This window comes from Reichenbachiella sp. (assembly GCF_965223055.1).
GTDB lineage: Bacteria > Bacteroidota > Bacteroidia > Cytophagales > Cyclobacteriaceae > Reichenbachiella.
Genome location: NZ_CBDCVM010000012.1, coordinates 388,958 through 412,064 on the forward strand (window position 1 = coordinate 388,958; position 23,107 = coordinate 412,064).

The 23,107-nt window shown below is 38.0% G+C and carries 19 protein-coding genes and 1 pseudogene; 14 read left to right on the forward strand and 6 right to left on the reverse strand.

Features of this window, described 5'->3' with window-relative positions; genetic code table 11:
• Positions 1 to 12: 12 nt before the first annotated feature.
• The 3 genes and pseudogenes from ACOQO5_RS17015 to ACOQO5_RS17025 form a co-directional block, all read right to left on the reverse strand.
• Positions 13 to 480, reverse strand: a complete 468-nt coding sequence (locus tag ACOQO5_RS17015; RefSeq protein ID WP_420582888.1) for a hypothetical protein — start codon at positions 478 to 480, stop codon at positions 13 to 15.
• Positions 481 to 627: 147 nt separating this feature from the next.
• Positions 628 to 1,125: pseudogene (gene fabZ, locus ACOQO5_RS17020) on the reverse strand (3-hydroxyacyl-ACP dehydratase FabZ); the annotation flags it as partial.
• Positions 1,126 to 1,324: 199 nt separating this feature from the next.
• Complete coding sequence (locus tag ACOQO5_RS17025) at positions 1,325 to 2,548, reverse strand: HD domain-containing protein (RefSeq protein ID WP_420582889.1); 1,224 nt, start codon at positions 2,546 to 2,548, stop codon at positions 1,325 to 1,327.
• 97 nt (positions 2,549 to 2,645) lie between these two features.
• On the opposite strand from ACOQO5_RS17025, the gene ACOQO5_RS17030 reads away from it, so the two are divergent.
• From ACOQO5_RS17030 to ACOQO5_RS17040, 3 genes are read left to right on the forward strand one after another with little or no spacing between them, the layout of a single operon-like run.
• Entirely contained in the window at positions 2,646 to 4,205 is a 1,560-nt protein-coding gene (locus ACOQO5_RS17030) for a PglZ domain-containing protein (protein WP_420582890.1), read from the forward strand.
• A 5-nt stretch (positions 4,206 to 4,210) separates the two neighbouring features.
• Positions 4,211 to 4,633 carry a tRNA (adenosine(37)-N6)-threonylcarbamoyltransferase complex ATPase subunit type 1 TsaE gene (gene tsaE / locus ACOQO5_RS17035; RefSeq protein ID WP_420582891.1) on the forward strand — a complete coding sequence of 141 codons (423 nt, stop codon included), beginning with the start codon at positions 4,211 to 4,213 and terminating at the stop codon, positions 4,631 to 4,633.
• Positions 4,626 to 5,855, forward strand: coding sequence for an alanine dehydrogenase (locus ACOQO5_RS17040; RefSeq protein WP_420582892.1), 1,230 nt, complete (start codon positions 4,626 to 4,628; stop codon positions 5,853 to 5,855). The genes tsaE and ACOQO5_RS17040 overlap by 8 nt, the downstream gene beginning before the upstream one ends.
• 3 nt (positions 5,856 to 5,858) lie before the next feature.
• On the opposite strand, the gene ACOQO5_RS17045 is transcribed toward ACOQO5_RS17040, so the two are convergent.
• From ACOQO5_RS17045 to recA, 3 genes are all read right to left on the reverse strand, one after another.
• Positions 5,859 to 6,095 carry a hypothetical protein gene (locus tag ACOQO5_RS17045; RefSeq protein ID WP_420582893.1) on the reverse strand — a complete coding sequence of 79 codons (237 nt, stop codon included), beginning with the start codon at positions 6,093 to 6,095 and terminating at the stop codon, positions 5,859 to 5,861.
• Positions 6,096 to 6,180: 85 nt separating this feature from the next.
• On the reverse strand, positions 6,181 to 8,799 hold the full coding sequence (locus tag ACOQO5_RS17050) for a valine--tRNA ligase (RefSeq protein ID WP_420582894.1): 2,619 nt from the start codon (positions 8,797 to 8,799) through the stop codon (positions 6,181 to 6,183).
• Positions 8,800 to 8,954: 155 nt separating this feature from the next.
• Complete coding sequence (recA, locus tag ACOQO5_RS17055; RefSeq protein WP_420582895.1) at positions 8,955 to 9,983, reverse strand: recombinase RecA; 1,029 nt, start codon at positions 9,981 to 9,983, stop codon at positions 8,955 to 8,957.
• Positions 9,984 to 10,218: 235 nt separating this feature from the next.
• Here recA and ACOQO5_RS17060 point away from each other — a divergent pair, with 235 nt between their 5' ends.
• From ACOQO5_RS17060 to tsf, 11 genes are all read left to right on the forward strand, one after another.
• Positions 10,219 to 11,244 (forward strand): aminopeptidase, encoded by a 1,026-nt coding sequence (locus tag ACOQO5_RS17060; protein ID WP_420582896.1) that lies wholly within the window; start codon positions 10,219 to 10,221, stop codon positions 11,242 to 11,244.
• A gap of 129 nt (positions 11,245 to 11,373) precedes the next feature.
• Positions 11,374 to 12,057, forward strand: coding sequence for a response regulator transcription factor (locus ACOQO5_RS17065; RefSeq protein WP_420582897.1), 684 nt, complete (start codon positions 11,374 to 11,376; stop codon positions 12,055 to 12,057).
• A 10-nt stretch (positions 12,058 to 12,067) separates the two neighbouring features.
• Positions 12,068 to 13,108 (forward strand): sensor histidine kinase, encoded by a 1,041-nt coding sequence (locus ACOQO5_RS17070; RefSeq protein WP_420582898.1) that lies wholly within the window; start codon positions 12,068 to 12,070, stop codon positions 13,106 to 13,108.
• A gap of 52 nt (positions 13,109 to 13,160) precedes the next feature.
• Positions 13,161 to 13,880 carry an RluA family pseudouridine synthase gene (locus ACOQO5_RS17075; RefSeq protein WP_420582899.1) on the forward strand — a complete coding sequence of 240 codons (720 nt, stop codon included), beginning with the start codon at positions 13,161 to 13,163 and terminating at the stop codon, positions 13,878 to 13,880.
• A gap of 266 nt (positions 13,881 to 14,146) precedes the next feature.
• Positions 14,147 to 17,344 (forward strand): SusC/RagA family TonB-linked outer membrane protein, encoded by a 3,198-nt coding sequence (locus ACOQO5_RS17080; protein ID WP_420582900.1) that lies wholly within the window; start codon positions 14,147 to 14,149, stop codon positions 17,342 to 17,344.
• 18 nt (positions 17,345 to 17,362) lie between these two features.
• Positions 17,363 to 18,796 (forward strand): SusD/RagB family nutrient-binding outer membrane lipoprotein, encoded by a 1,434-nt coding sequence (locus ACOQO5_RS17085; protein WP_420582901.1) that lies wholly within the window; start codon positions 17,363 to 17,365, stop codon positions 18,794 to 18,796.
• Positions 18,797 to 18,895: 99 nt separating this feature from the next.
• The gene (locus ACOQO5_RS17090; protein WP_420582902.1) at positions 18,896 to 20,281 is read left to right on the forward strand and encodes an Ig-like domain-containing protein; all 1,386 of its coding nucleotides are present in this window, start codon (positions 18,896 to 18,898) and stop codon (positions 20,279 to 20,281) included.
• A gap of 214 nt (positions 20,282 to 20,495) precedes the next feature.
• Positions 20,496 to 20,939 carry a 50S ribosomal protein L13 gene (rplM, locus tag ACOQO5_RS17095; protein WP_420582903.1) on the forward strand — a complete coding sequence of 148 codons (444 nt, stop codon included), beginning with the start codon at positions 20,496 to 20,498 and terminating at the stop codon, positions 20,937 to 20,939.
• Between the two features lie 5 nt (positions 20,940 to 20,944).
• Positions 20,945 to 21,331: a 30S ribosomal protein S9 gene (gene rpsI / locus ACOQO5_RS17100; protein WP_318170502.1), complete on the forward strand. Its 387-nt coding sequence runs from the start codon at positions 20,945 to 20,947 to the stop codon at positions 21,329 to 21,331.
• 32 nt (positions 21,332 to 21,363) lie between these two features.
• A complete protein-coding gene (gene rpsB, locus ACOQO5_RS17105) occupies positions 21,364 to 22,131 on the forward strand; it encodes a 30S ribosomal protein S2 (protein ID WP_420582904.1) in 768 nt (255 codons plus the stop codon).
• A gap of 111 nt (positions 22,132 to 22,242) precedes the next feature.
• Complete coding sequence (tsf, locus tag ACOQO5_RS17110; RefSeq protein WP_420582905.1) at positions 22,243 to 23,076, forward strand: translation elongation factor Ts; 834 nt, start codon at positions 22,243 to 22,245, stop codon at positions 23,074 to 23,076.
• Positions 23,077 to 23,107 lie beyond the last annotated feature (31 nt).

A 23,107-nucleotide genomic window follows, 5' to 3' on the forward strand; every position in this document is an offset into this window, starting at 1 on the left:
ATTTTTATCAAATTAGAAACCGAATGTAAAATCCCACTCTCCTCCAATTACTTTGACTCTTCCTCCTGTTGAAGGTTGAACTACAGTGAAAGTTGTTGAAAGCTCAGTTGCTCCAACTGCAACAGTAACGTCCGTTGTTCCATCTCTTACAATTACTTTTCCATCTGTACCGTCTTTAAATGCCCAAGAACCATTTGCAGGCCATACATCAGTATTTGCAGAATTAGTAGTAGAATATGTACCACCATCTACGCCGCCTGTAAATGTTAATGTCGTTGAAGACCAATCTAAAGTAGTCGCACCATCTGGAGGTGTCACACTGCTAAATGATGCTTGCCCTTTTGTTAGTGCTTCTGCGATAGCAATTCTCGCATCTACATCAATCGGGTCGTCACCGTCATCTCCTCCTCCACAGCTCGCCATGGCTACTACGAGTGATAGAACCAGCGAGTACTTAAAAATGTTTAAAAAATGTTTCATTGTTGTTGTGTGTTTTAAAATAATTAAAATCCTAATTGATCAAAAATATATCATTTTAGATATTATACCTAATCAGGTACACACATTTCGATCAATAATTGATCATAATGGGAATAAATATCAGACTTAAGATACTTCTTATTTTGATTAGGCGTCTTTTCTTACAATCGTAGCCGTCATCTCTCCTTGGCACACCACTTTGCCAGCTACTTTGGCTGTTCCTTTCATTTTAGCTATTCCTCTTCTTATAGGAGCTAGAAGCTCACACTGGATTTCAAGGGTGTCTCCTGGCAGTACCATTTTTCTGAATTTGAATTTTTCAACTCCTAAAAAATAGGCCCAATAATTCTCTGGATCTGGTACCGATGTTAAGACTAAAATACCGCCAATTTGAGCCATAGCTTCAATTTGAAGAACTCCAGGCATTACTGGGTTGTCAGGAAAATGACCTTGAAAGAAAGGCTCGTTAAAAGTAACGTTTTTAATACCTGCTACTTTTGTATCATCCTTATAAAAAATCTTGTCTATTAATAGAAAAGGATAGCGGTGAGGTAAAATTTTTGTGATTTGATTGATGTCAAAAGCCGCCGGCATTGTTGGATCATATACCGGAACTACTGATTCGGATTTTTCCATTCTAATTTTATTAACTATTGTTTGATTTGATTTGAAGGTGGCAATTTAGTGGAAATTTATTCAAGATATGTAGGTGCTGTTTGAAATTTGATTTTACTCAAATCGAGATAAGACTCATTAGTCAATGTGTCCGAAATTCTCTTCATTGCACGGGGAGATGACTTTGGGTGTAAAAAATAATGCTGTCGTATGTTCCATGTTGTTCAGCTCATACTTCAGGCCAGCAGAAGAAGTGCTTGGTCACAATTTTGCTCATGGCTTTAATATTGGGCAGGTCTGTGGCTTTCACAATATCCAGAACATGTCCTTTCTTGGTTAAAATCTTGATTTTCTGACCACTAGAAATATAAGCCGAATTGCTAATCTGACCTGAGCCTGTATAAAACTCCAACTCTTCATCGTTGAGTTTGTATTTGGATTTTACTTTGCTCTTCAAGGTTTCTACCCACTCATCCAGAGGCTTTTCACTGGCTAAGATGATTTTGAAAATTTTTCGTTCAAGTAGTTTGGTGCTCAGGCCTGATAATACAGTGTCTTTGTGTTCTCTCCAGAATTTCATAGATCCCCAAATATCACTGTCGTCGAGCAGCGCAAACAGATCCAGAATCTCAGGATCTTCTTTGAAATGTTTCAATTCTATGTTTCGCTCTAGCAATATTTTGAGTGCTGGAGTAGCTTCTACTTCAATTCCTTTTTGTGTGAGGTGTTTAGCTCTGGTAATTAGTTTAATCAGCATTTCTTCTCCACTCACTGCTGTTTTATGTAGATAAACCTGCCAGTACATCAAACGACGTGCACTTAGAAAATTTTCAATACTATAAATACCTTTTTCTTCCACTACAATTTCATCATCATGCACATTGAGCATATTGATGATGCGTTCTGAACCAATGTGCCCTTCTGACACACCGGTGAAATAACTGTCTCTTTTGAGATAGTCTAAGCGATCAATGTCCAGTTGGCTAGACACTAATTGGTAGAAAAATTTTCTAGGGTATTGATTGGTGAATATCTGTAACGCCTTAGTTAAGGCGCCATTAAATTCTTTATTAAGACGTTCAAAAAAAAGAACGGATATTTTCTCATGGGTGACGTTTTTAAGCAGATTGAATTCGAGTGTGTGTGAAAAAGGGCCATGTCCTATATCATGTAGCAATATGGCAATCAGGCAAGCTTCAAATTCATCATCTGATATTTCAACTTTTTTTGACCTTAAGCTATACAACGCTTGTTGCATTAAATACATTGACCCTATAGCATGGTGAAAACGAGTATGTAGAGCTCCTGGGTAAATGAGACTCGTAAGACCAAGTTGTTTGATTTGTCGAAGGCGTTGGAAGAAGGGATGTTCTATAATTTCAAAAATCAGGTCATTGGGTATGGTGATAAAGCCATAGACCGGATCATTAATGATTTTGTTTTTGTTAGTCATCAAATTGAGATGTGATTAGTAGGTAGTTGTGTCCGGTTTCCCTTATTTTGAACCTCAGTCAAGTTAGACCATCGATTTATTCAAAGAAATATACAATATGCGAAATTATGAAATATTATGGGCGGATGATGAGATTGATCTCTTAAAGCCCCATTTACTTTTTTTGAATAACAAAGGGTACAATGTCACACCCGTCAACAGTGGTTCAGATGCATTAGACGAAATGAACAAAAGTGTTTTCGATGTAGTTTTTCTTGACGAAAACATGCCGGGACTCAGTGGTTTGGAAACGCTGGCAGAAATCAAGACGCATCACCCTAATGTTCCAGTAGTGATGATCACGAAAAGCGAAGAAGAGCATATTATGGAGGAGGCGATTGGTGCAAAAATTGCTGATTACCTGATCAAACCCCTCAATCCAAATCAGATTTTACTATCTGTGAAGAAAATCCTGGACAATAAACGTCTGGTGACTGAGAAGACGAATATGAGCTACCAGCAAGACTTTAGGAATATTAGCTCTGCAGTGAATGAAAATCTGGATTTTCAGGAGTGGATTGACGTTTATAAAAAGATGGTCTATTGGGAACTTGAGATAGATGATACGGAAGAACGTGCGATGGCTGAAGTACTTAATATGCAAAAAGATGAGGCTAATTCAGAATTTTGTGAATTCATTGCTTCCAATTATGCGACTTGGTTAAATGATCCAAATGCTGAAAAACCTTTGCTTTCTCATCGTATCATGCGAGAACAAGTCTTCCCTTTGCTGGAAGAGAAAAAACCAGTGTTTTTCTTTTTAATTGACAACCTCAGATATGACCAATGGGAGATTCTTGAACCCATCATCTCTGAATACTACAATGTAGAAAAAGAAATCCCATTCTACGCAACCTTACCGACAACCACAGCTTATTCGAGAAATTCGATTTTTAGTGGAATGCTGCCTGATGAAATGGCAAAAAAACACAGTGATATTTGGATTTCTGAAGATGGGGAAGAAGGAAAGAATATGCAAGAAGAAGAATTTCTGAGAAGGAATTTGAAAAGAAATAATCACGACATTAGCTTTTCATATCACAAAATTTTACAAAAACAGCAGGGAAGGCAACTTGTTGCCAATGTGAACAACCTGCTTAATAATGATCTGAATGCAATTGTGTACAACTTTATAGATGTATTGTCACATGCGCGTACTGACATGAAAATGATTAGAGAATTGGCGCCAGATGAGCCGGCTTATAGGTCTTTAACGCTTTCCTGGTTTAAGCATTCCACATTGTTAGAGTTGCTTCAAATTTTAGCTCAAAAAGACGTGAAAGTGATAATCTCGACTGATCATGGAACCATTCGAGTGAAAAAACCTTACAAAATTGTCGGAGACAAAAAAACCAATACAAACCTAAGATATAAAGTGGGTAAGAATCTGAATGTAGATGATACTGAAGGTGTATTTATTTGCAGAAATCCGGAAGAACTTCATTTGCCTAAAGAAAATGTATCTAGCTCCTACATTTTTGGAATGAAGGATGATTTCTTTGTATATCCAAACAACTATAATCATTTTGTTAATTATTATAAGGATACTTTTCAACATGGAGGGGTTTCCATGGAAGAAATGATTGTTCCTTTGATTCACTTATCACCTAAGAGTTAAATACAGTGCAATTAATACTATCTGATCTGGGAGAAATTGATATCGTCGCTCAGAAAATCATTGAATATGCAGGAGAAGAATCTGTTTGGCTTTTTGAAGGAGAAATGGGAGCTGGGAAAACCACTTTGATTAAAGCGATATGCAAGCAATTGGGAATAGTAGATGAAACGAGTTCACCGACTTTTGCCTTAGTCAATGTGTATGAAAATGAAAAAGCGGAAGAATTCTATCATTTTGATTTTTATCGAATCAATGATGAGGTAGAAGCCATCGATATTGGAGCTGACGAGTATTTTTACTCTGGCCGACTTTGCTTTATCGAATGGTCCGAAAAGATACCTTCGCTAACCCCACAAAAAAACCTAAAAATTAGTATTAACTTAGATGCTGAAAGGAATCGTATGATCAGCCTCAGTAAGCATGAATAAGCATTTGATGGGAAGTAGCGTATCTGCGCTAGTCGAAGAATCTAAACTGTACCCTCAGGAAAAATTGGCCGCCGTCCGCTCAGGAAATAAGTCTTTGAATATTGGAATTCCGAAAGAAAATTCGACTTATGAAAATAGAGTTCCGCTTACTCCCAAGGCTGTTGGTGCATTGACTAATCATGGGCATAAAGTGCTTATAGAGTCTGGTACTGGCAATGCAGCCAATTTTTTTGATAAGGAATATACAGAAGCAGGAGCAAATATTACGAAAAGTGCGAGTGAGGTTTTCAAGTCAGATATAATTATCAAAGTTGAATTTCCTACTAAAAAGGAAATAGAAATGATGAGTATGGGAAAAACCATTATTTCTACTATTCATGCAGATAAGGACCTTGGGCAACGATTATCTCTTCTGAATCAAAAGAAAGCTACTTCAATTGGATATGAATTTATCGAGGATCAAATAGGCGGTCTGCCAATTGTCAGAGCCATGAGTGAAATAGTGGGAGCTGTAGTCATACCTACAGCTGCTGAATATTTAACTACAAATCAAGGTGGGATTGGAATTATTCTTGGCGGTATTACAGGGGTGCCACCCACGAATGTAGTTATTCTCGGCGCAGGGACAGTAGCTGAATATGCTGCTCGAACAGCTCTGGGACTAGGTGCTTCGGTAAAAGTATTTGACAAACATCTATATAAACTTCATCGGTTGAAGCATATTCTGTCTTCTCCAATATTTACATCAACTATTGATCAGGTAGCACTCAAGAAAGCTTTAATGGAAGCAGATGTTGTTATCGGTGCGGTGAGAGCAGACAAAGGGGTCCTCAAAAAAATTGTAAGTGAGGACATGGTGAAGGCTATGAAGAGTAGCGCTGTAGTAGTCGACGTTAGTATTGATGAAGGAGGTTGTTTTGAGACTTCAAAACCTACAAACTTAAAGAACCCAGTATTTGAAAAATTTGATGTTAAACACTATTGTGTACCTAATATTGCCTCAAAAGTACCAAGGACTTCTACAAAAGTATTAAGCAATATTTTCACTCCCATCTTGAATAGTATCGCGCAGAATGGTGGTGTGGATCAGATGATTTTTGAAAATAAATGGTTTATGAAGGGAGTATATACTTATAAAGGTTATATGACGAACTACCATTTATCAGAAAAGTTCAAGCTAAGGTTCAAAGACCTTAACTTGTTAATGGCTGCAAGATTCTAAGGATTAATTTTCTTCGTTGCATTCGGCTAGAGCCTTTTCAGCTTCGTCAGCTCTTCGCTTTGCAGTAGTCGCTTGTTCCTTTGCAAATTCAGATCGTTTAGTTTGTTCTTGGAGCTGTAGCTTGATTTCTTCAAGTTCCGTTTTCAATTGTGCATTTTCAGCTTCGAGCTCTCCGGTGCAAGAAGATAAAGAAAAAGCAAAAACTAAAGCAGTTGCCAGGAAGGTGTGTTTAATATTCATTCTGAGAAGGATTGATTTTTATATTTGTTGAAAGTAGTTATAAATTGGAATACTTCCAATGAAAACACCTGCTTTTGGCTTTAAATTATAATTGAGCTTCTAATATTGCAATTTTCGCTTCAGCATCAGCTTTTTTCTTTCTTTCCATCGCTATCACTTGCTCCGGAGCATTATTTACAAACTTTTCATTACCCAGCTTTTTGTCAATGCCTATAATAAAGCCTTTCAACCTTTTGATTTCCTTTTCAGCATCCTCTTTTTGATCTTCAGTATTGGCGTGTTCCCCTAGAGGCACAAAAAATTCTGTTCGATTAACAATAAAACTAGCGGCCTTCTCAAGTTTTTCGCTCGTCGCATCGATTTTATTCACATTTGCGAGTTTTTTAATTACCACTTCAAATGTGTCGTATTCTGACGTGTCTTGTTTTTTAATAAACAATTCAAGTGATTCTTTTGGCGAAATACCGGCACTATTTCTAGCGTTTCTTACATTAGATATGATTTCGAATATTTCAGATGTCCTTTTCAATTCATTTTTGTTGAATGAAGCTTGGGAAGGCCACTGAGCTACAATCAAATAATCATTTTCACTTCGCTGTTTAATGTTTTTCCAGATCTCTTCAGAGATAAATGGCATGAATGGATGTACTACTCGCATCAGTTGTTCTATAAATCCAATAGCTTGATCTACAGTTTTTTGATCAGTAGGTTGCTGGTAGGCTGGTTTAATCATCTCCAAGTACCAAGAGCAGAAATCATCCCAAACCAGTTTGTATGTTGCCATAAGCGCTTCCGACAATCGAAATTTGGAAAACAAATCGTTGATTTCTTCCAGAGCCTCATTAAATCGATTTTCGAACCATGATGCAGCTACTTTTGCAGCTGGATCTTGAGGAATGTCTTGAACTTCCCAGGAATTAACCAATCGAAAGGCATTCCAAATCTTGTTGGAGAAGTTACGTCCTTGTTCGCACAACTTTTCATCAAAAAGTAGGTCGTTACCTGCCGCTGAGCTTAAGAGCATGCCTACTCTTACGCCGTCAGCCCCATATTGATCAATAAGGCCGAGGGCATCTGGCGAATTGCCTAATGATTTGGACATTTTTCTTCGTTGCAAGTCACGAACCATCCCTGTGAAATATACTTTTTCGAATGGCTTATCATTACCAAATTCATAACCTGAAATGATCATTCTAGCCACCCAGAAGAAAATAATATCCCATCCAGTCACAAGTACCTGAGTTGGGTAGTAGTATTTATATTCCTCATTGTCTGGATTTCTAAATCCATCGAATATGGAAATAGGAAGCAAAGCACTACTAAACCAGGTATCTACCACATCTTCGTCACGTTTTAAATCATCAAGAGTGAGTGACGGGTCTCCAGTGTCTTTTTTAGCCATTTCTAGCGCTTCTTCTGGTGTTTTACCAACAGCTACACCGTTTTCCCCATAGTAGTAGGCTGGAATTTGTTGTCCCCACCATAGTTGTCTGGAAATTGGCCAATCTTTAATGTTTTCTAACCAGTGTTTGTAGGTGTTCTTGAATTTCTCAGGGAAAAATTCAACATTATCATTCATTACGTTTTCCAGTGCGGGAGTCACTAATTTTTGCATATCTACAAACCATTGAAGAGAAAGTTTGGGTTCTATGGCTGTATCAGGGTTTCTTTCTGAGAAACCTACTTTATGTCTGAGGTTTTCCGTTTTTACTAAACTACCTAAATTTTTTAATTCTTTGGAAATAAGCTTTCTAGCGCTTTCTCTTGTTTCGCCAATGTAGAATTGTGCTTTTTCATTGAGCGTTCCATCGTCATTTAGAATGTCGATGGTTTCTAGGTTGTGTTTTTGACCCAAATCATAGTCATTGGTATCATGAGCAGGTGTTACTTTCAAACATCCAGTTCCAAATTCTATGTCTACATATTCATCCTCAATGATTGGAATCACGCGATTGACTAAAGGTACAATAGCTTTTTTGCCTTTGAGGTGAACATATCTTTCGTCATTTGGATTGATACAAATGGCTGAATCACCAAGAATGGTTTCTGGTCGTGTGGTTGCTATGGTGACAAATTCATCTGAACCTTCAATGGCGTATTTTACATGGTAAAGTGCAGCATCTACGTCACGATATATTACCTCTTCATTCGAAATGGTAGTTTGCGCAGTAGGATCCCAGTTTACCATCTTATAATCACGATAAACCAACCCTTTTTTGAAGTAACTGATGAAAACTTCTTGAACAGCATCAGAATTTTTCTCGTCCATGGTGAAAAAAGTTCTGTCCCAGTCACAGGAAGCACCTAGTCTCTGTAGTTGATTTAGAATAATACCGCCGTATTTTTCTTTCCATTCCCAGGCATGGGAAAGGAATTCTTCTCTTGTGAGATCAGATTTTTTAATACCTTGTTCTCGCAATTTGCCCACTACTTTAGCTTCTGTTGCAATTGATGCGTGGTCAGTTCCAGGTATCCAGCAAGCTTCTTTCCCTTCCATTCTAGCTTTTCTGATCAGTACATCCTGAATAGTATTATTGAGCATATGTCCCATATGGAGCACTCCAGTTACATTTGGAGGTGGGATAAGGATCGTATAGGGCTCTTTGTCCGGATTGGGCTCTGAATGAAAAAAACCTTTATCTAGCCATTCTTGGTAGATTTTTCCTTCAACTTCTGCTGGATTGTATTTTGTAGAAATGGACATTGCTCGTCATTAAAAAAATTGAACGGCAAAATTATAAAATTTCGGCGCATAGCCATTTTTTTTAGGGGCTAATGTCTGAGGTATTTTGGATATGAGAGTAATAAAAAAAGGAACGCCTCAAAAGCGTTCCTTTTCAATTCGTTGTACTGATGGGATTAAGCTTCAGTTTCTACTGAAACCTCTTCTTCTACACCGCTGATTTTATTTCGGATTCCTAGTTCCATTTCTTCCATCAATTCTGGATTGTCCAGCAGTAGGTTCTTTACAGAATCTCTGCCTTGACCCAATTTGTTACCTTTATACGAGAACCATGAACCTGCTTTATTGATGATGCCAAGCTCTACTCCTAAATCAATGATTTCTCCTACCTTAGAAATACCTTCGCCATACATAATGTCAAATTCTACCACTTTGAAAGGAGGAGCTACTTTGTTTTTAACAACTTTTACTCTGGTTCTGTTTCCAAGTACGTTGTCCGCACTTTCTTTGATTTGTCCAATTCGCCTGATATCAAGTCTAACAGAAGAGTAGAATTTGAGTGCGTTACCCCCCGTTGTTGTCTCTGGGTTGCCGAACATTACACCAATTTTTTCGCGTAGTTGGTTGATGAAAATGCAAGTACAACCTGTTTTGTTAATGGCACCAGTAAGCTTTCTCAGGGCTTGACTCATCAATCGTGCTTGAAGTCCCATTTTGCTATCTCCCATTTCGCCTTCCAATTCAGCTTTTGGAACTAAAGCAGCAACAGAATCTATAACGATGATGTCAATAGCGCCGGAACGAATTAAATGTTCTGCAATTTCGAGCGCTTGTTCTCCATTATCAGGTTGCGAGATCAGTAAGTTCTCAGTATCGATACCAAGTTTTTCAGCATAGATTTTGTCAAAAGCGTGTTCTGCATCGATAAATGCCGCCATGCCTCCTTGTTTCTGAGCTTCAGCGATACAGTGCAACGTAAGAGTCGTTTTTCCTGATGATTCTGGCCCATATATCTCAACTATTCTACCTCTTGGAACACCACCAACTCCGAGTGCAACGTCAAGACTTACAGAGCCTGTCGGGATGGAAGGGATATCAACCACACTTTCATCAGATAATTTCATAACGGCACCTTTTCCGTATGATTTCTCAAGTTTGTCTATGGTAAGCTGTAGTGCTTTTAGTTTTTCGTTATTTTCACTCATGATGAGATTGTTTTCAGGTTCTAAATGGAAGTGCAAGTTATTTGAAAATGATGACTATCCGAATAATTTGCTCAACACATTGATTATAAAAATATTAGCAAATATATATTCAATTATTTAACAAATAGAAGTAAATACTAAAAAAATTAGTAAAAATTTCTTCCTTCAATTTTGAAATTTGAACACTATAGTTTTACTGAAGGAATAGATGAAGTGTAAAAGAAATGGTAGTCTTATGAAGAAAAAGTGGAAATGGTTAGTTCTGGTGTCGTTGGTGTTTTTTTTACTGGCCAACGCCCACCTGATAAGCTATCTTCTTATGCAAGGGCAGGGCCAAATAGAAGTGCTGTGGAATGCAACATCTATTGAAGAATTCTTGAATGAATCGAACGATGAAAAGTTAAAAACAAAACTATTAATTGTGGCGGCAGTTAAGCGCTTTGCAAAATCTGAATTGGGTTTGGATTCTGAAGGGCTTTATACCACTATTTATGATCAAAAAGGAGAGGAAATTTTATGGAATCTTACAGCTTGTGAACCTTTTGCTATGCAGTCGGTAGAGTGGTCATTTCCGATTGTAGGCACCGTTTCCTACAAAGGTTTTTTTGATCTGAAAAAGGCAAAAGATGAAGAGCTAAACTTATTGGAAAAAGGCTATGATACACGCATTAGGCCAGTAAATGCATGGTCAACACTTGGATGGTTTCAAGATCCTATTTTATCAAATAATTTGAAAAGAAGTGAGGGTAGATTGGTAGAGTTATTTATTCATGAAATCACCCATGCTAATGTCTATCTTAAAGATTCAGTAACGTTCAATGAGAATTTGGCATCCTTTATTGGGGAGCAAGGAGCTTTGTTGTTTTTAACAAAAAAATATGGGAGTCAAAGCACACTACTAAAGGAGTATTTGAAATCTGAAAATGATGCGCAAAATTTTGTGAATCACTGCTTAAAGGGAGTCTCGGATTTAAAAAAATTATATTCTGGATTTACAAGTGAAATGACTCAGAAGAAAAAGGAGAGTATGAAGGATTCTTTCATGAAAAGTTGGGTTTTAAAATTGGATTCAATTCCTTTTAACAATCCCGAAGTTTATACAGGTAGATTTAAAGACAAACTACCCAATAATGCCTTTTTTATGGCTTTTGAGCGCTATGACTCTAAAAAAAGTACTTTTGATTTACAACTAACAAATGAGTTTGACAATGATTTGAAGGCGTTTATTAGATTCTATATCGCCAACAGCGATGGGCTTTGATTATATTTCCTAAGTATTAAATAATTGTTATGTCTTTGCTGATAAGCTGGTTAAGTAATTATAATTTGGGAATTTGCAAGTAAAAATTATTGTTATAATTTTCACCTATAACGTAATCACTTTCTAATTATGTCAGGGAATAAAAAAATCCTAGTAGTAGATGATGAAATTGATATCCTGGATCTCCTTAAATACAATTTGGAGAAGGAAGGGTATCAAGTGGAGGTAGCGGATAATGGAATTAAAGGAGTCGAGGTAGCTCAGGCTTTCGTTCCAGACTTAATTCTTTTGGACATTATGATGCCTGGTCAAGATGGAGTAGAGACTTGTCGACAATTGAGAGAAGTTAAATCGCTTGCTAATACGTTTATTTTGTTTCTAACCGCACGGGTAGAAGAGTACTCTGAGATTGCTGCTTTTGATAGTGGTGCAGATGATTACCTGACCAAGCCTATCAAACCTCGTGCGCTGATGAGTCGGATAAATGCTATCTTCAGAAGATCCAAAAAAGAAATAGATATTGATGAGAAAATCACAGCTGGCGATTTGGTCATTGATCGACAAAGCTATGTGGTCACTCAAAATGGTAAGGAATTTACACTGCCCAAGAAGGAGTTTGAACTCTTGTTTTTTTTAGCTCAGCATCCAGGAAAAGTTTTTAGTAGAGATGACTTGTTGATCAATATCTGGGGGACAGACGTATTTGTTTTGGCTAGAACTGTTGATGTGCACATAAGAAAAGTTCGCGAGAAAATTGGGGACGGCTATATATCCACTATAAAAGGTGTAGGATATAAATTTGAGTTAGACTAAATATCGCTAGATGTTATTGAATTCTAAGGGACTTGCATTGATATTGGCAGCTAGTATTGCTATTATTATTGGAGCAAGCCTTCTTCTTATACCAGATCTTCCTGATTTTGTTTTTTGGATGGTTCCAGTCATCTGTTTTGGCACCAGCTACATTCTAATCAATGTAGTACTTGAATTCTTGTTTTTTAAGGAATTAAGAAACATTTATGAGATGTTTGAGAAAATTCGAAACAATGATCTGGCTACATTAAAACCTGAACGCTCATATGGTCACAGCTCACTGAATCAAATCCAACAAGAGATTTATTCTTATGCACATGTCAAACAGTCAGAGATAGAGGAGTTGAAACAAATGGCGAAATTTAGGCGACAATTCCTTGCTGATGTATCCCATGAATTGAAAACACCGATTTTCGCAGCTCAGGGGTTTGTCCATACTTTGCTGGATGGTGCGATAGACGACAAGTCCATCAGAATGAAATTTTTGAAAAAAGCTGCTAAAAATTTAGATGGCTTAGATGCATTAGTCCAAGACCTTCTCACTGTTTCTCATATGGAAGCTGGTGATATAACCATGCAATTAGAACCTACTAACATTCTAGAAGTGGTTGAAGAGATTTTTGATCAGCTTGAAGATCGAGCGGCTAAAAAGGGAATCGCACTAAAATTGAATAGTGGAGAAAAGAATGGAATATTGGTTTTGGCTGATAATCAAAGAATTCATCAAGTATTTGTCAATCTTATCTCTAATGCTATTAAGTATTCAGATGAAAATGGAGAAGTCACTGTATCATTGACTCCTAAACTTGAGAAAATTGAAATTTCGGTCCGAGACAATGGTATTGGTATTCCACCAGAACACCTCAATAGAATCTTTGAAAGGTTTTATCGGGTAGACAAGAGTAGATCTAAAGCACAAGGAGGTACAGGCCTCGGTCTTTCCATAGTTAAACACATCCTTGAAGCACATTTGAGTGAAATTAAAGTGGTGAGCAATGTAGGACAGGGCTCTTCTTTCAGTTTTGAATTGGAACGTTACAAATCGCAGTAGATTTTTCGACCCATATTACATTTTCTTTGAATTCAATAACTACATTGCTCGCATGAAAAAGAATGAATGGAATGCGGCAGAAATGGTAATTTTTGAGGACGATAATTACACCATAATTAATAAACCGCCACATTTATCCACATTAGAGGATAGAAATGATCAATCAAATGTTTTAAGCCTGTTTAGAGCAATTGATGGAAATTATCAGGTTTGTCATCGATTGGATAAAGAAACAAGCGGAGCGTTGTTGCTCGCAAAAAATGATGAGGCCTATCGTCATGCAGCTATTCAATTTCAAGAAAGAGAGGTAGAGAAAATCTATCACGCACTAGTGAAGGGCCGTTTTGTAAATGAAGCCATCCAAGTGGACGTTCCATTGAGAACTTCAGGATCTGGAAAAGTGGTTTTTGACAAACGAAGAGGGAAAGAGGCAGTTACTTTATTTCGACCTAAACAATTTTTTAAAAACTATACACTAGTTGAAGCGAAACCACTGACTGGTAGAACCCATCAAATCAGAGCGCATTTGGCATATATCGAATTTCCGATCGCAGGAGATTCATTATATGGGGGAGAACCGATTTTCCTTTCATCCCTCAAGAAGGACTTCAAAAAGAAAGAAAATGAAGAGGAAAGACCATTATTTAGTCGAGTTGGATTACACTCACACTCTATTAAACTAACAAATGTTAATAAAAATTTTATTCTGAAATTATGTGATTATCCAAAGGATATGCAGATAATTATGAAAAAACTTAATAAGTTCAATTAGTTTTCAATTTTTTGAAAAATATTATGTTTTTATTAGCTGATTTATAAATGTCGCCAAATGTAACATGGCTTCAAATATTATCAATAAAGTTTCATAAATGTTGCCAAAATAGTAATATTGCCTTTACTAGAATTGGCTGTATTGAGATATTAGCAATTTCAGCGCAGTTGATTCGCTTTTTGAAATAAAGAATTAAACCAACTTCAAGCATCATTTGATGAGAGAAGATTTTTTATTTTATTTTTTTAACTAAACCATATTTTATTATGAGAAAACTATTACTGATTTTCTTGTTCGTATCGGGCTTGATCGCACAAGCATCCGCACAGGACAGGACAGTTTCTGGTAAGGTTTCGTCTGCAGAAGACGATTCTACACTTCCAGGCGTGACGGTTGTACTTAAAGGTACAACAACCGGTACCACTACCGATTTGGATGGTAACTATAAGTTATCAGTTCCTTCTGAAGGTGGAACTCTAGTTTATTCTTTTGTGGGTCTTGCGACTCAAGAGGTTGAAATTGGTTCTAGAAGCGTTATTGATCTAGTAATGCAGCCAGATGCTCAGCAATTGACGGAAGTTGTTGTTACTGCATTGGGTATTTCTAGAGAAAAAGCTTCATTGGGATACTCTGTACAAGAAGTTAAAGGAGATGACCTAGAAAAATCAAAAGAAGTAAACATTGTTAATGCACTACAAGGACAAGTAGCAGGTGTACAAATTAATGGTACTACTGGTGCTTTGGGTGGTTCTTCAAGAATCACTATTAGAGGTGTAAACTCTTTGACTGGTAGCAACCAGCCATTATTTGTAGTTGACGGTGTACCAATGGATAACAGAAACTTTGCTACTTCTTCTCAACAAAGAGGATTTGGTAGCGGTTCTTACGATTATGGTAACTCTGCTTCTGATATAAACCCTGCGGATATTGAAACTATGTCTGTATTGAAAGGTGCTGCGGCAACTTCACTTTATGGATCTAGAGGTAGTAACGGTGTAATTGTTATTACTACTAAAAAAGGATCTAAAGGTAGCGGTATCGGAGTAAGCGTTAATTCGGCAGTTACATTCGACAATGCTTTTAGATTGATCGATCACCAAAGAGATTATGGTGGGGGTGCATCTTATTCAACAGCTTCTGGATTCAACGAATTCTATGAAAATGGACAGTTGAACTATGCACCTGCATATGGTAAAGATGGTTCATGGGGACCTAAGTATGATGGAACTAGATACGTGAGACATTGGGATTCTTGGGATCCAGGAAATGCTCAGTATGGTGAAACTAGACCATGGGTTGCTGCAAAAGGAGACTACAAAGACTTCTTCGAAACAGGTGTGACTTTGAACAATTCTGTTTCTATTACTTCTGGTCATGACAATGGATCTTTCAGATTGAGCTACACAAATGTGAATCAAGATGGTATTTTGCCAAATTCTAATTTGAGCAGAAATACGATCTCATTTGGTGCTACTCAGAAATTGAGCGAGAAATTAACAGCTAATTTCTCTGGATCTTATGTATATACTGACGTTAAAGGTAGAAATGTAACTGGGTATGACAACAAAAACCCAATGCAAGCATTTACTCAATGGTACCAAGTTCAATTGGACATGGACAGAATGAAAAATTATACCTTAGCTGATGGTGTAACGCAACAAACTTGGAATGCTCGAGGTATTACTAAAGATGCTTCTGGCAACTTGTTGAGCTATAACCATGCGCCAAACTATTTCGATAACCCTTACTGGGTACGTTACCAAAATCTTCAGAATGATAATCGTAATAGATTCTTTGGAAACATGGAATTAACTTATGACATCACTGATGATATTTCAGTCAGTGGTAAAGTAATGAGAGATGGTTACTCTTCTCAAGCATACGAAGGTATTGCTCCAGGAGGGGTAGATCAGTCTGAGTACAGAGAAACTACTCGTCATTTCGCAGAAATGAACTACATGGGTTTTATCACATACAATAAAACGTTGGATGATCTTTCTATCAATGCTAGATTGGGAGGTAACATCATGCGTCAGAACTACAACAGAACAATCAACGAAACTGTTGGTGGTTTGTCATTGGCAGGATTCTGGAACTTGGGTAACTCTGTTCAGTCTCCTCAAATTGATACTTATGCAGATCAGAAAGCGATTAACTCAGTTATTGCTTCTGCATCTCTTGGATTCAAAAACATTGTTTTTGTGGATTTGACAGCTAGAAATGACTGGTCTTCAGCTTTGAGCAAGAAAGACAGATCTTACTTCTACCCATCAGCTACTACAAGTTTCGTATTTTCTGAAGTTGTTCAGCCATCTTGGTTGTCAATGGGTAAAGTTAGAGTGGCATTTGGTCAAGCGGGTAACGATGCTGGTGCTTACCAGTTAGATGACGTTTACAATCCATTGACTCCAAACTTTGGACCTTACTCTAGATATACAGTTCCGGATACAAGAAATAACCCTGACTTGGTTAATGAGTTGACAACTGAATTTGAAGTAGGAATTGAAATGAGCTTCTTGGACAACAGAGTTGGATTCGATTTGGCTTATTATGACAGAACTACTGATGATCAAATCATGCAAGTAGCTTCTTCTTCTGCGACTGGTTACACTGCTAAGTGGGTAAATGCTGGTTCAATGAGAAACAAAGGTATTGAGTTGATGATCAACGCGGTTCCTGTGAAAATAGGTGACTTCCAGTGGGATGTTAACTTCAACATGGCTACTTACAACAACGAAGTTGTTAAGTTGGCAGAAGGAGTTGATGAAATCGCAATGGGCGGTACTTGGGCTGCTGATTTGAGAATTGTTAAAGGTGAATCTTACATGGGACTTTACGGTCAAGCTTGGGAGAGACATGAAAACGGTGGAGTGTTGGTTGACGCTGACGGAAACCCAATTGCTCAAGATGACAGAACTAACTTAGGTTCAGCTATTGCTGATTATACTGGAGGATTCAGAAACACTTTCACTTGGAAAGGTATTTCTGCTTCTGCTTTGATTGACTTCCAAAAAGGTGGAGTAGTTCACTCTACTTCTTTGCAGTGGGCTAACTATTCTGGTATGACTCCTGAGAGTGTATGGCAAGATGGTATAGACATTAGAGAGAATGGATACATTTTCCCAGGTGTTAATGCTGATGGAAGTGCAAACACTACTCCTATTGATGCTCAAGGCTACTTCCAGTCTTACTGGAATGTTGCTGCACCATATGTGTATGATGCTAGCTTTGTTAAATTGAGAGAAGCTTCTATAAGCTATACAATTCCTAATAATGTAATGGGTGGTTTCCCAATTAGAGATTTGACTATAGGTGCGTTTGGTAGAAACTTGGCTGTATTGAGCAGTGATCTTCCATACTTGGATCCACAAGGAGCTACGGGTACTGGTAACAGACAAGGACTTGAAAATGCTCAGGTGCCTTCTACTCGTTCATTTGGATTCAACGTTTCATTTAAACTTTAATGCTTAGAATCGAAGATTATGAAAATAATAAATAAATTAAAATATATAGGACTTGCTATGCTCACGCTATTTGTGAGTGCATGTGAAAATGGATTTGATGAGATCAATACTGATCCTAACTCTCCAGTTGCAGTTCCAGCAAGCACACTATTAACTAATGGTATATTCAATGTTGGCTATACTTATTGGGATAGAGATTTGAACTTTGAGTTTGGTGAACTAATGGTTCAGCACATGGCTCAAAATGAGTATACTGAAGAGCAACGTTATTCATTTGCTACATCAGATTTTAACTTCAGATGGGGTAACCTTTATTCTGGACAAAATGTAGCTGCTCCGACTGGAGGACTATATGATCTTGCTGCGGCTAGAGCATTGGTAGAAGCAAATGAGAATCTTTCTGATGCACAACGTGCAAATCAGTTGGCAGTGATTGACATTTACATGTCTTTCGGATTCCAAATGATTACAGATATGTGGGGTGATATTCCATATTCTCAGGCATTCCAGCCAGGAGAGTACCCTTTCCCAGCATATGATACTCAAGAAGCTGTTTATACTGGTATGATCAGCACAGTGACTAATGCTGTGAACAGTATCACAACATCAGCTGACGGATTCACTTCTGGTGATATTCTGTTTGAAGGTGATATGGCTGATTGGCAAGCATTTGGAAATGCATTATTGATTAGAATGGGAATGAGAAGTGGTAATTCTGCTGCTGTTGCTGCCGGATTTGGTGGTTCACTTCCTACTAGTGATGTTGCATTGGTGTTTCAAGAAAGCCAAGATGTATCTAATCCTTTTTATCAGGATAAAGTTGTTTCTTCAAGAGATGACTTTAGAATTTCAGAGGAATTGGTTACAGCTATGAATGCACAGGCTGATCCGAGATTAGAGTTTTATGCAATGCCAGCACCTGGTACTGATGTTATCGTTGGTATGCCTTATGGTTTGAGTGATGGGGATGCGTTTACAAGGAAAAACTCAACGTCTGATATTCATACTAATATTGAGGATGATCCTACAGCTCCAGCTTATTTGTTTTCTATGGCTGAGCTTGAATTCTTCAGAGCTGAGGCTATCGTAAGAGGATATATCACTGGTGACGATGCTGCTGCTTTTGCTGCTGCTATTGATCATTCTGTAGCTCAGTTCGGTGCTTCTAGCCCTGGATATGGCGCTTCTATCTCTTATGGCACTAATAAGCTAAATGAGATAGCTGAGCAGAAGTGGATTGCACTTTATACTAACGGTGTTGAAGCTTATGCTGAGTGGAGAAGATTGGGTCACCCAGCTTTGGTTCCAAGTGCTGAGGCAGTGGCAGGTGTTACAGGCATTCCTTCAAGAATGTTGTACCCTAATACTGAGGATGGTACAAATGGTGATAACCTTGCAGCTGCTAATGGTGGTTCAAATACACTGAATGATAAACTGTGGTTCATGCCATAAATTTTGATGAGAGGCTATTTATAGCTTTATATTTCATTCCTGAGCTTGACATGAGCTCAGGAATGAATAAATCATCACTAACTTTTAAATAAATATTAAATGAAGACAATACTTAATATAGCAATCGTTGCTTTACTTACTTTGACCATCGTGTCATGTAAAGACGATTTACCTGCTGGGGAAGGTATTCCTCAAATATATGTGACTGGTGCTACTACCGCTCTTCCAACTGATGTTGAGGAGTATAGCGTAGGAGATGCCGGATCTGCAACTTGGACTGTAAGTGATGCTGCTGTGGCATCTATTTCAGGAAGTGGTAGTACGGCTAGTGTAACATTCTTAAGTCCTGGAGACGTAAGAGTTACAGCTACTGTTGGATCTCAGACAGGATATGTAGATGTACGAGTATCTAGCATTGATGCTGGTGTGACTGTATCTTATGATAGTTATGGTTTCTTAAGTAAGGATAGTACTGGTACTGTAACTTTCACTTTTGATGCGCCTTTAGCTTCTGCTCCTTTATTTGGTTTGAAAGGAACAAGCGATGCTAAATTGATAACGGTTGGTACTTTGGCAGGAAGCGCTGACAAATACACCGTGGGCGTAACTGGTGGTGAAGGAAACGGTACGGCAATGGCCTACTTAAGAGACGTTATCGTTACTGATGCATTTGGTGGTGATAAGGCAGATACTCTAGAGGTTGCTATGCACACGACTGATAATACTGCGCCTGCAATGGAGACGTTTGATCAAATGGCTGCAGGAGCTGTATCTTGGGGTATGGATGTTTCAGCAACCATATCTTTTAATGAGGCAGTTCGTGCAGCAATGACTGACGCTGCTGATACAGCGATTTGGGTGTACTATGGTTACACTCGAGACATGGTCGCTGGTGCTACTGCTAAGGAAGATTCTGTTGAATTAGTCTCTGAAGACATGATTACATGGACTGCTACTTTGACGGTACCTGATAGTATCTCTCACGGTAATGGTTTTAATTATGTTAAAACAGGAGGAGAATTCTTAGATTTGGCTGGAAACGAAGTAGCTGTTGGTGTGGCTGCATCTCTAGGTAGTTTTACTATAGATAGAGAAGGGCCGAATGTGCCTACAACTACTGCAATGGAGCCAACTACAATGCCTGAGGGAGTAGGTAATCAAAGATGGGTTACTTTAGGAGCCGCATCTACTGATGTTGGATTAGCAGGAGTGGCAGGTTATCATTACTTGTTGAAAGAGGCATATGAAAGCGATACAACTGCTACAGGAGTACATAACGCTGGACCTAAATCATTGGCTGACTTTAGTAGTGAGCTAAATGAGTCTGAAACAATGAGTAAGTTGATGTCAACCGATTCAGCTCGTTATGATTTGTTTTGGATCGCTGTTGATGAATTAGGTAATGCTAGTGATATTGATAGTGCTAGGCTACAATACAACAAGAATGGTGAGTTCTCATATAACGTGGACAACACTATTCCTTAATATTTGATTAATCTTGCGAGATATTCGCATAATTATATTAAAAACCGGAAGATTCGTCTTCCGGTTTTTTTTTGTTTTAAATGAAGCTTAGTCTTTAACTTGGTGTAATTCAGTCTTTTTCTACACAAGGCTTTGCATTTCAAAAATTAAACTTCTATTTTTGTGTCCCTTTTTGAGGGGAGTAGGATTTTGACTAGAAAAAATCGATAAAAAAGTGGATTCAATAAGTTATAAAACAGCGATGACCAACAAAGCAACTGCCAGTAAAAACTGGGTAGTTGTAGATGCTGATGGAAAAGTATTGGGAAGATTGGCTAGTGAAGTAGCCAAGATGATAAGAGGTAAGCACAAGCCGGGGTATTCTCCTAATGTGGACTGCGGTGATAATGTAATCGTTATCAACTCTGACAAAGTAAAAATGACTGGTAAAAAGTGGACAGATAAGAAATATATCTCTCACACTGGATATCCAGGAGGACAGAGAGAGCAGACGCCTAATGAAGTGTTAGCAAAGTCATCCACTATTCTTGTTGAAAGAGCCGTGAGAGGTATGCTTCCTAAAAACAGACTAGGTAGAGCCTTGTTTGGTAACTTGTTTGTATATGAAGGCGCTGAGCACAAGCACGAAGCTCAAAGTCCTAAAGAGATAAAATTATAATCTAGATGGAAGTAACTAACACCATTGGAAGAAGAAAAACATCTGTAGCCAGATTGTTTATGACACCTGGAAAAGGTGAGGTAAGAATTAATAATAGGGAATTGAAAGAATATTTCCCATTTGAAATCTATCAAACTATCGTGAAGCAACCATTAGTATTGGTTGAAGAGGATGGAAACTTTGATTTCAAAGTGAATGTTGGTGGCGGTGGCTATAAAGGTCAGGCTGAGGCAATCAGATTAGCTATATCAAGAGCATTGGTAGAAGTAAATCCTGAGCACAGACCAGCATTGAAAAAAGAAGGGTTTATGACAAGAGACCCTAGAATGGTGGAACGTAAGAAGCCGGGTAGAAGAAAGGCGAGAAGAGCGTTCCAGTTCAGTAAGCGTTAATCATATTTTATTTTTATATATAAGTAAACTTAATGGCTCAATTAAAGCATAAAGACTTACTTGATGCTGGTGTTCACTTTGGACACTTGACGAGAAAGTGGGATCCGCGTATGGCGCCTTATATCTTCATGGAGAAGAATGGTATCCATATTATAGATCTACATAAATCGCTTGAATGCCTCGAAGAAGCATCAAATGCACTCAAGCAGATCGTGAAATCAGGACGAAAAGTAATGTTCGTTGCTACTAAAAAGCAAGCGCGTGAAATCGTAACTGAGGAAGCAAAGAGATTAAGAATGCCTTACGTAACCGATAGATGGTTGGGTGGTATGCTTACCAACTTTGCGACAATTAGAAAATCTCTTAAGAAGATGTCTTCAATGGACAAGATGTTGAAAGATGATGCTTTCAAAAATCTTGCGAAGAGAGAAAAGTTGATGATCAGCAGAGAGAAAATCAAATTGGAAAGAGTCCTTGGAGGAATTTCTGACTTGACAAGATTGCCTGCAGCACTTTTCGTAGTGGATATCAAAAGAGAACATATCGCTATCAAAGAAGCACAGAAATTGAATATTCCTGTTTTCGCGATGGTTGATACAAACTCTGATCCAAATCAAGTGGATTTCCCTATTCCTGCAAATGATGATGCGTTCAAATCAATTCAATTGATTATCGGTCACATCGGCAAAGAAATGGAAGAAGCACTTGCTGAGAGAAAGAAAGATAGAGACGAGAAGAAGGATCAGGAAGAGGCAGCAGCAAAAGCAGCAGCTGACGAAAAAGCAGAGACAGCAGAATAAAACAACCGTTATTGGGTGTTAGAATATACAATTGAACATTGTCCCGATAACTATCGGGACGGTGTTCAATTTTTGTTTAAAAAGATTTTAATAAGATAAAATACATTAACAATGGCAATTACTGCACAAGATGTAAACAAGCTACGTCAGATGACTGGAGCTGGTATGATGGATTGTAAGAAGGCTTTGGTAGAAGCTGAAGGAGATTTTGACAAAGCGATCGAGATTCTTAGAAAAAAAGGCCAGAAGGTTTCTGCTTCAAGAGCAGATAGAGAAACTAACGAAGGTATCGTAATCGTTAAAACTAACGAAGATAACACTGTAGGTGTATTGGTAGCATTTTCATGTGAAACTGATTTTGTAGCTAAGAATGAAGAATTTGTAGCTCTTGGTGAGCAATTGGCTACTGCGGCATTTACGAACAAGCCTGCAGACGCTGCTGCTTTAAAAGCATTAAAAGCTGAAGGAGACTTGACATTTGCTGATAAAATCACTGAATTGATTGGTAAAATTGGAGAAAAACTTGACATTGTTGCCTATGAAGTGATGGAAGGTGAGGCTGTTGTACCTTATATCCACGCGGGTAGCAAGTTAGGGGTTTTGGTTTCTCTGAAAAACACCAACGGTGCTGACGTAATAAGCGCTGGTAAAGATGTAGGAATGCAAATCGCTGCGATGAATCCAATAGCTTTGGATAAGGACGGTGTAGATGCTTCTGTAGTGGAGAAAGAAATCGAGATCGGAAAAGATCAGGCGAGACAAGAAGGCAAGCCAGAGGCTATGTTGGAAAAAATTGCTATGGGTAAACTGAATAAATTCTACAAAGAGAACACCTTGTTAAGTCAGGCATTTGTAAAGGATAGCGGAATGAATATTTCTCAATACCTAGACAGCGTGAGCAAAGGGTTGACAGTTGCTGAATTCAAAAGAATTACCATCGGATAATTAGTTGTTCGATTGAAAGTAAAAAGCCATC

What these genes read in the sequence shown, in the direction of transcription:
- ACOQO5_RS17015 (WP_420582888.1), bottom strand. Translation starts at nt 480, where the DNA reads ATGAAACATTTTTTAAACATTTTTAAGTACTCGCTGGTTCTATCACTC.
- ACOQO5_RS17025 (WP_420582889.1), bottom strand. Translation starts at nt 2,548, where the DNA reads ATGACTAACAAAAACAAAATCATTAATGATCCGGTCTATGGCTTTATC.
- ACOQO5_RS17030 (WP_420582890.1), top strand. Translation starts at nt 2,646, where the DNA reads ATGCGAAATTATGAAATATTATGGGCGGATGATGAGATTGATCTCTTA.
- ACOQO5_RS17040 (WP_420582892.1), top strand. Translation starts at nt 4,626, where the DNA reads ATGAATAAGCATTTGATGGGAAGTAGCGTATCTGCGCTAGTCGAAGAA.
- ACOQO5_RS17045 (WP_420582893.1), bottom strand. Translation starts at nt 6,095, where the DNA reads ATGAATATTAAACACACCTTCCTGGCAACTGCTTTAGTTTTTGCTTTT.
- ACOQO5_RS17050 (WP_420582894.1), bottom strand. Translation starts at nt 8,799, where the DNA reads ATGTCCATTTCTACAAAATACAATCCAGCAGAAGTTGAAGGAAAAATC.
- recA (WP_420582895.1), bottom strand. Translation starts at nt 9,983, where the DNA reads ATGAGTGAAAATAACGAAAAACTAAAAGCACTACAGCTTACCATAGAC.
- ACOQO5_RS17060 (WP_420582896.1), top strand. Translation starts at nt 10,219, where the DNA reads ATGAAGAAAAAGTGGAAATGGTTAGTTCTGGTGTCGTTGGTGTTTTTT.
- ACOQO5_RS17065 (WP_420582897.1), top strand. Translation starts at nt 11,374, where the DNA reads ATGTCAGGGAATAAAAAAATCCTAGTAGTAGATGATGAAATTGATATC.
- ACOQO5_RS17070 (WP_420582898.1), top strand. Translation starts at nt 12,068, where the DNA reads ATGTTATTGAATTCTAAGGGACTTGCATTGATATTGGCAGCTAGTATT.
- ACOQO5_RS17075 (WP_420582899.1), top strand. Translation starts at nt 13,161, where the DNA reads ATGAAAAAGAATGAATGGAATGCGGCAGAAATGGTAATTTTTGAGGAC.
- ACOQO5_RS17080 (WP_420582900.1), top strand. Translation starts at nt 14,147, where the DNA reads ATGAGAAAACTATTACTGATTTTCTTGTTCGTATCGGGCTTGATCGCA.
- ACOQO5_RS17085 (WP_420582901.1), top strand. Translation starts at nt 17,363, where the DNA reads ATGAAAATAATAAATAAATTAAAATATATAGGACTTGCTATGCTCACG.
- ACOQO5_RS17090 (WP_420582902.1), top strand. Translation starts at nt 18,896, where the DNA reads ATGAAGACAATACTTAATATAGCAATCGTTGCTTTACTTACTTTGACC.
- rpsI (WP_318170502.1), top strand. Translation starts at nt 20,945, where the DNA reads ATGGAAGTAACTAACACCATTGGAAGAAGAAAAACATCTGTAGCCAGA.
- rpsB (WP_420582904.1), top strand. Translation starts at nt 21,364, where the DNA reads ATGGCTCAATTAAAGCATAAAGACTTACTTGATGCTGGTGTTCACTTT.
- tsf (WP_420582905.1), top strand. Translation starts at nt 22,243, where the DNA reads ATGGCAATTACTGCACAAGATGTAAACAAGCTACGTCAGATGACTGGA.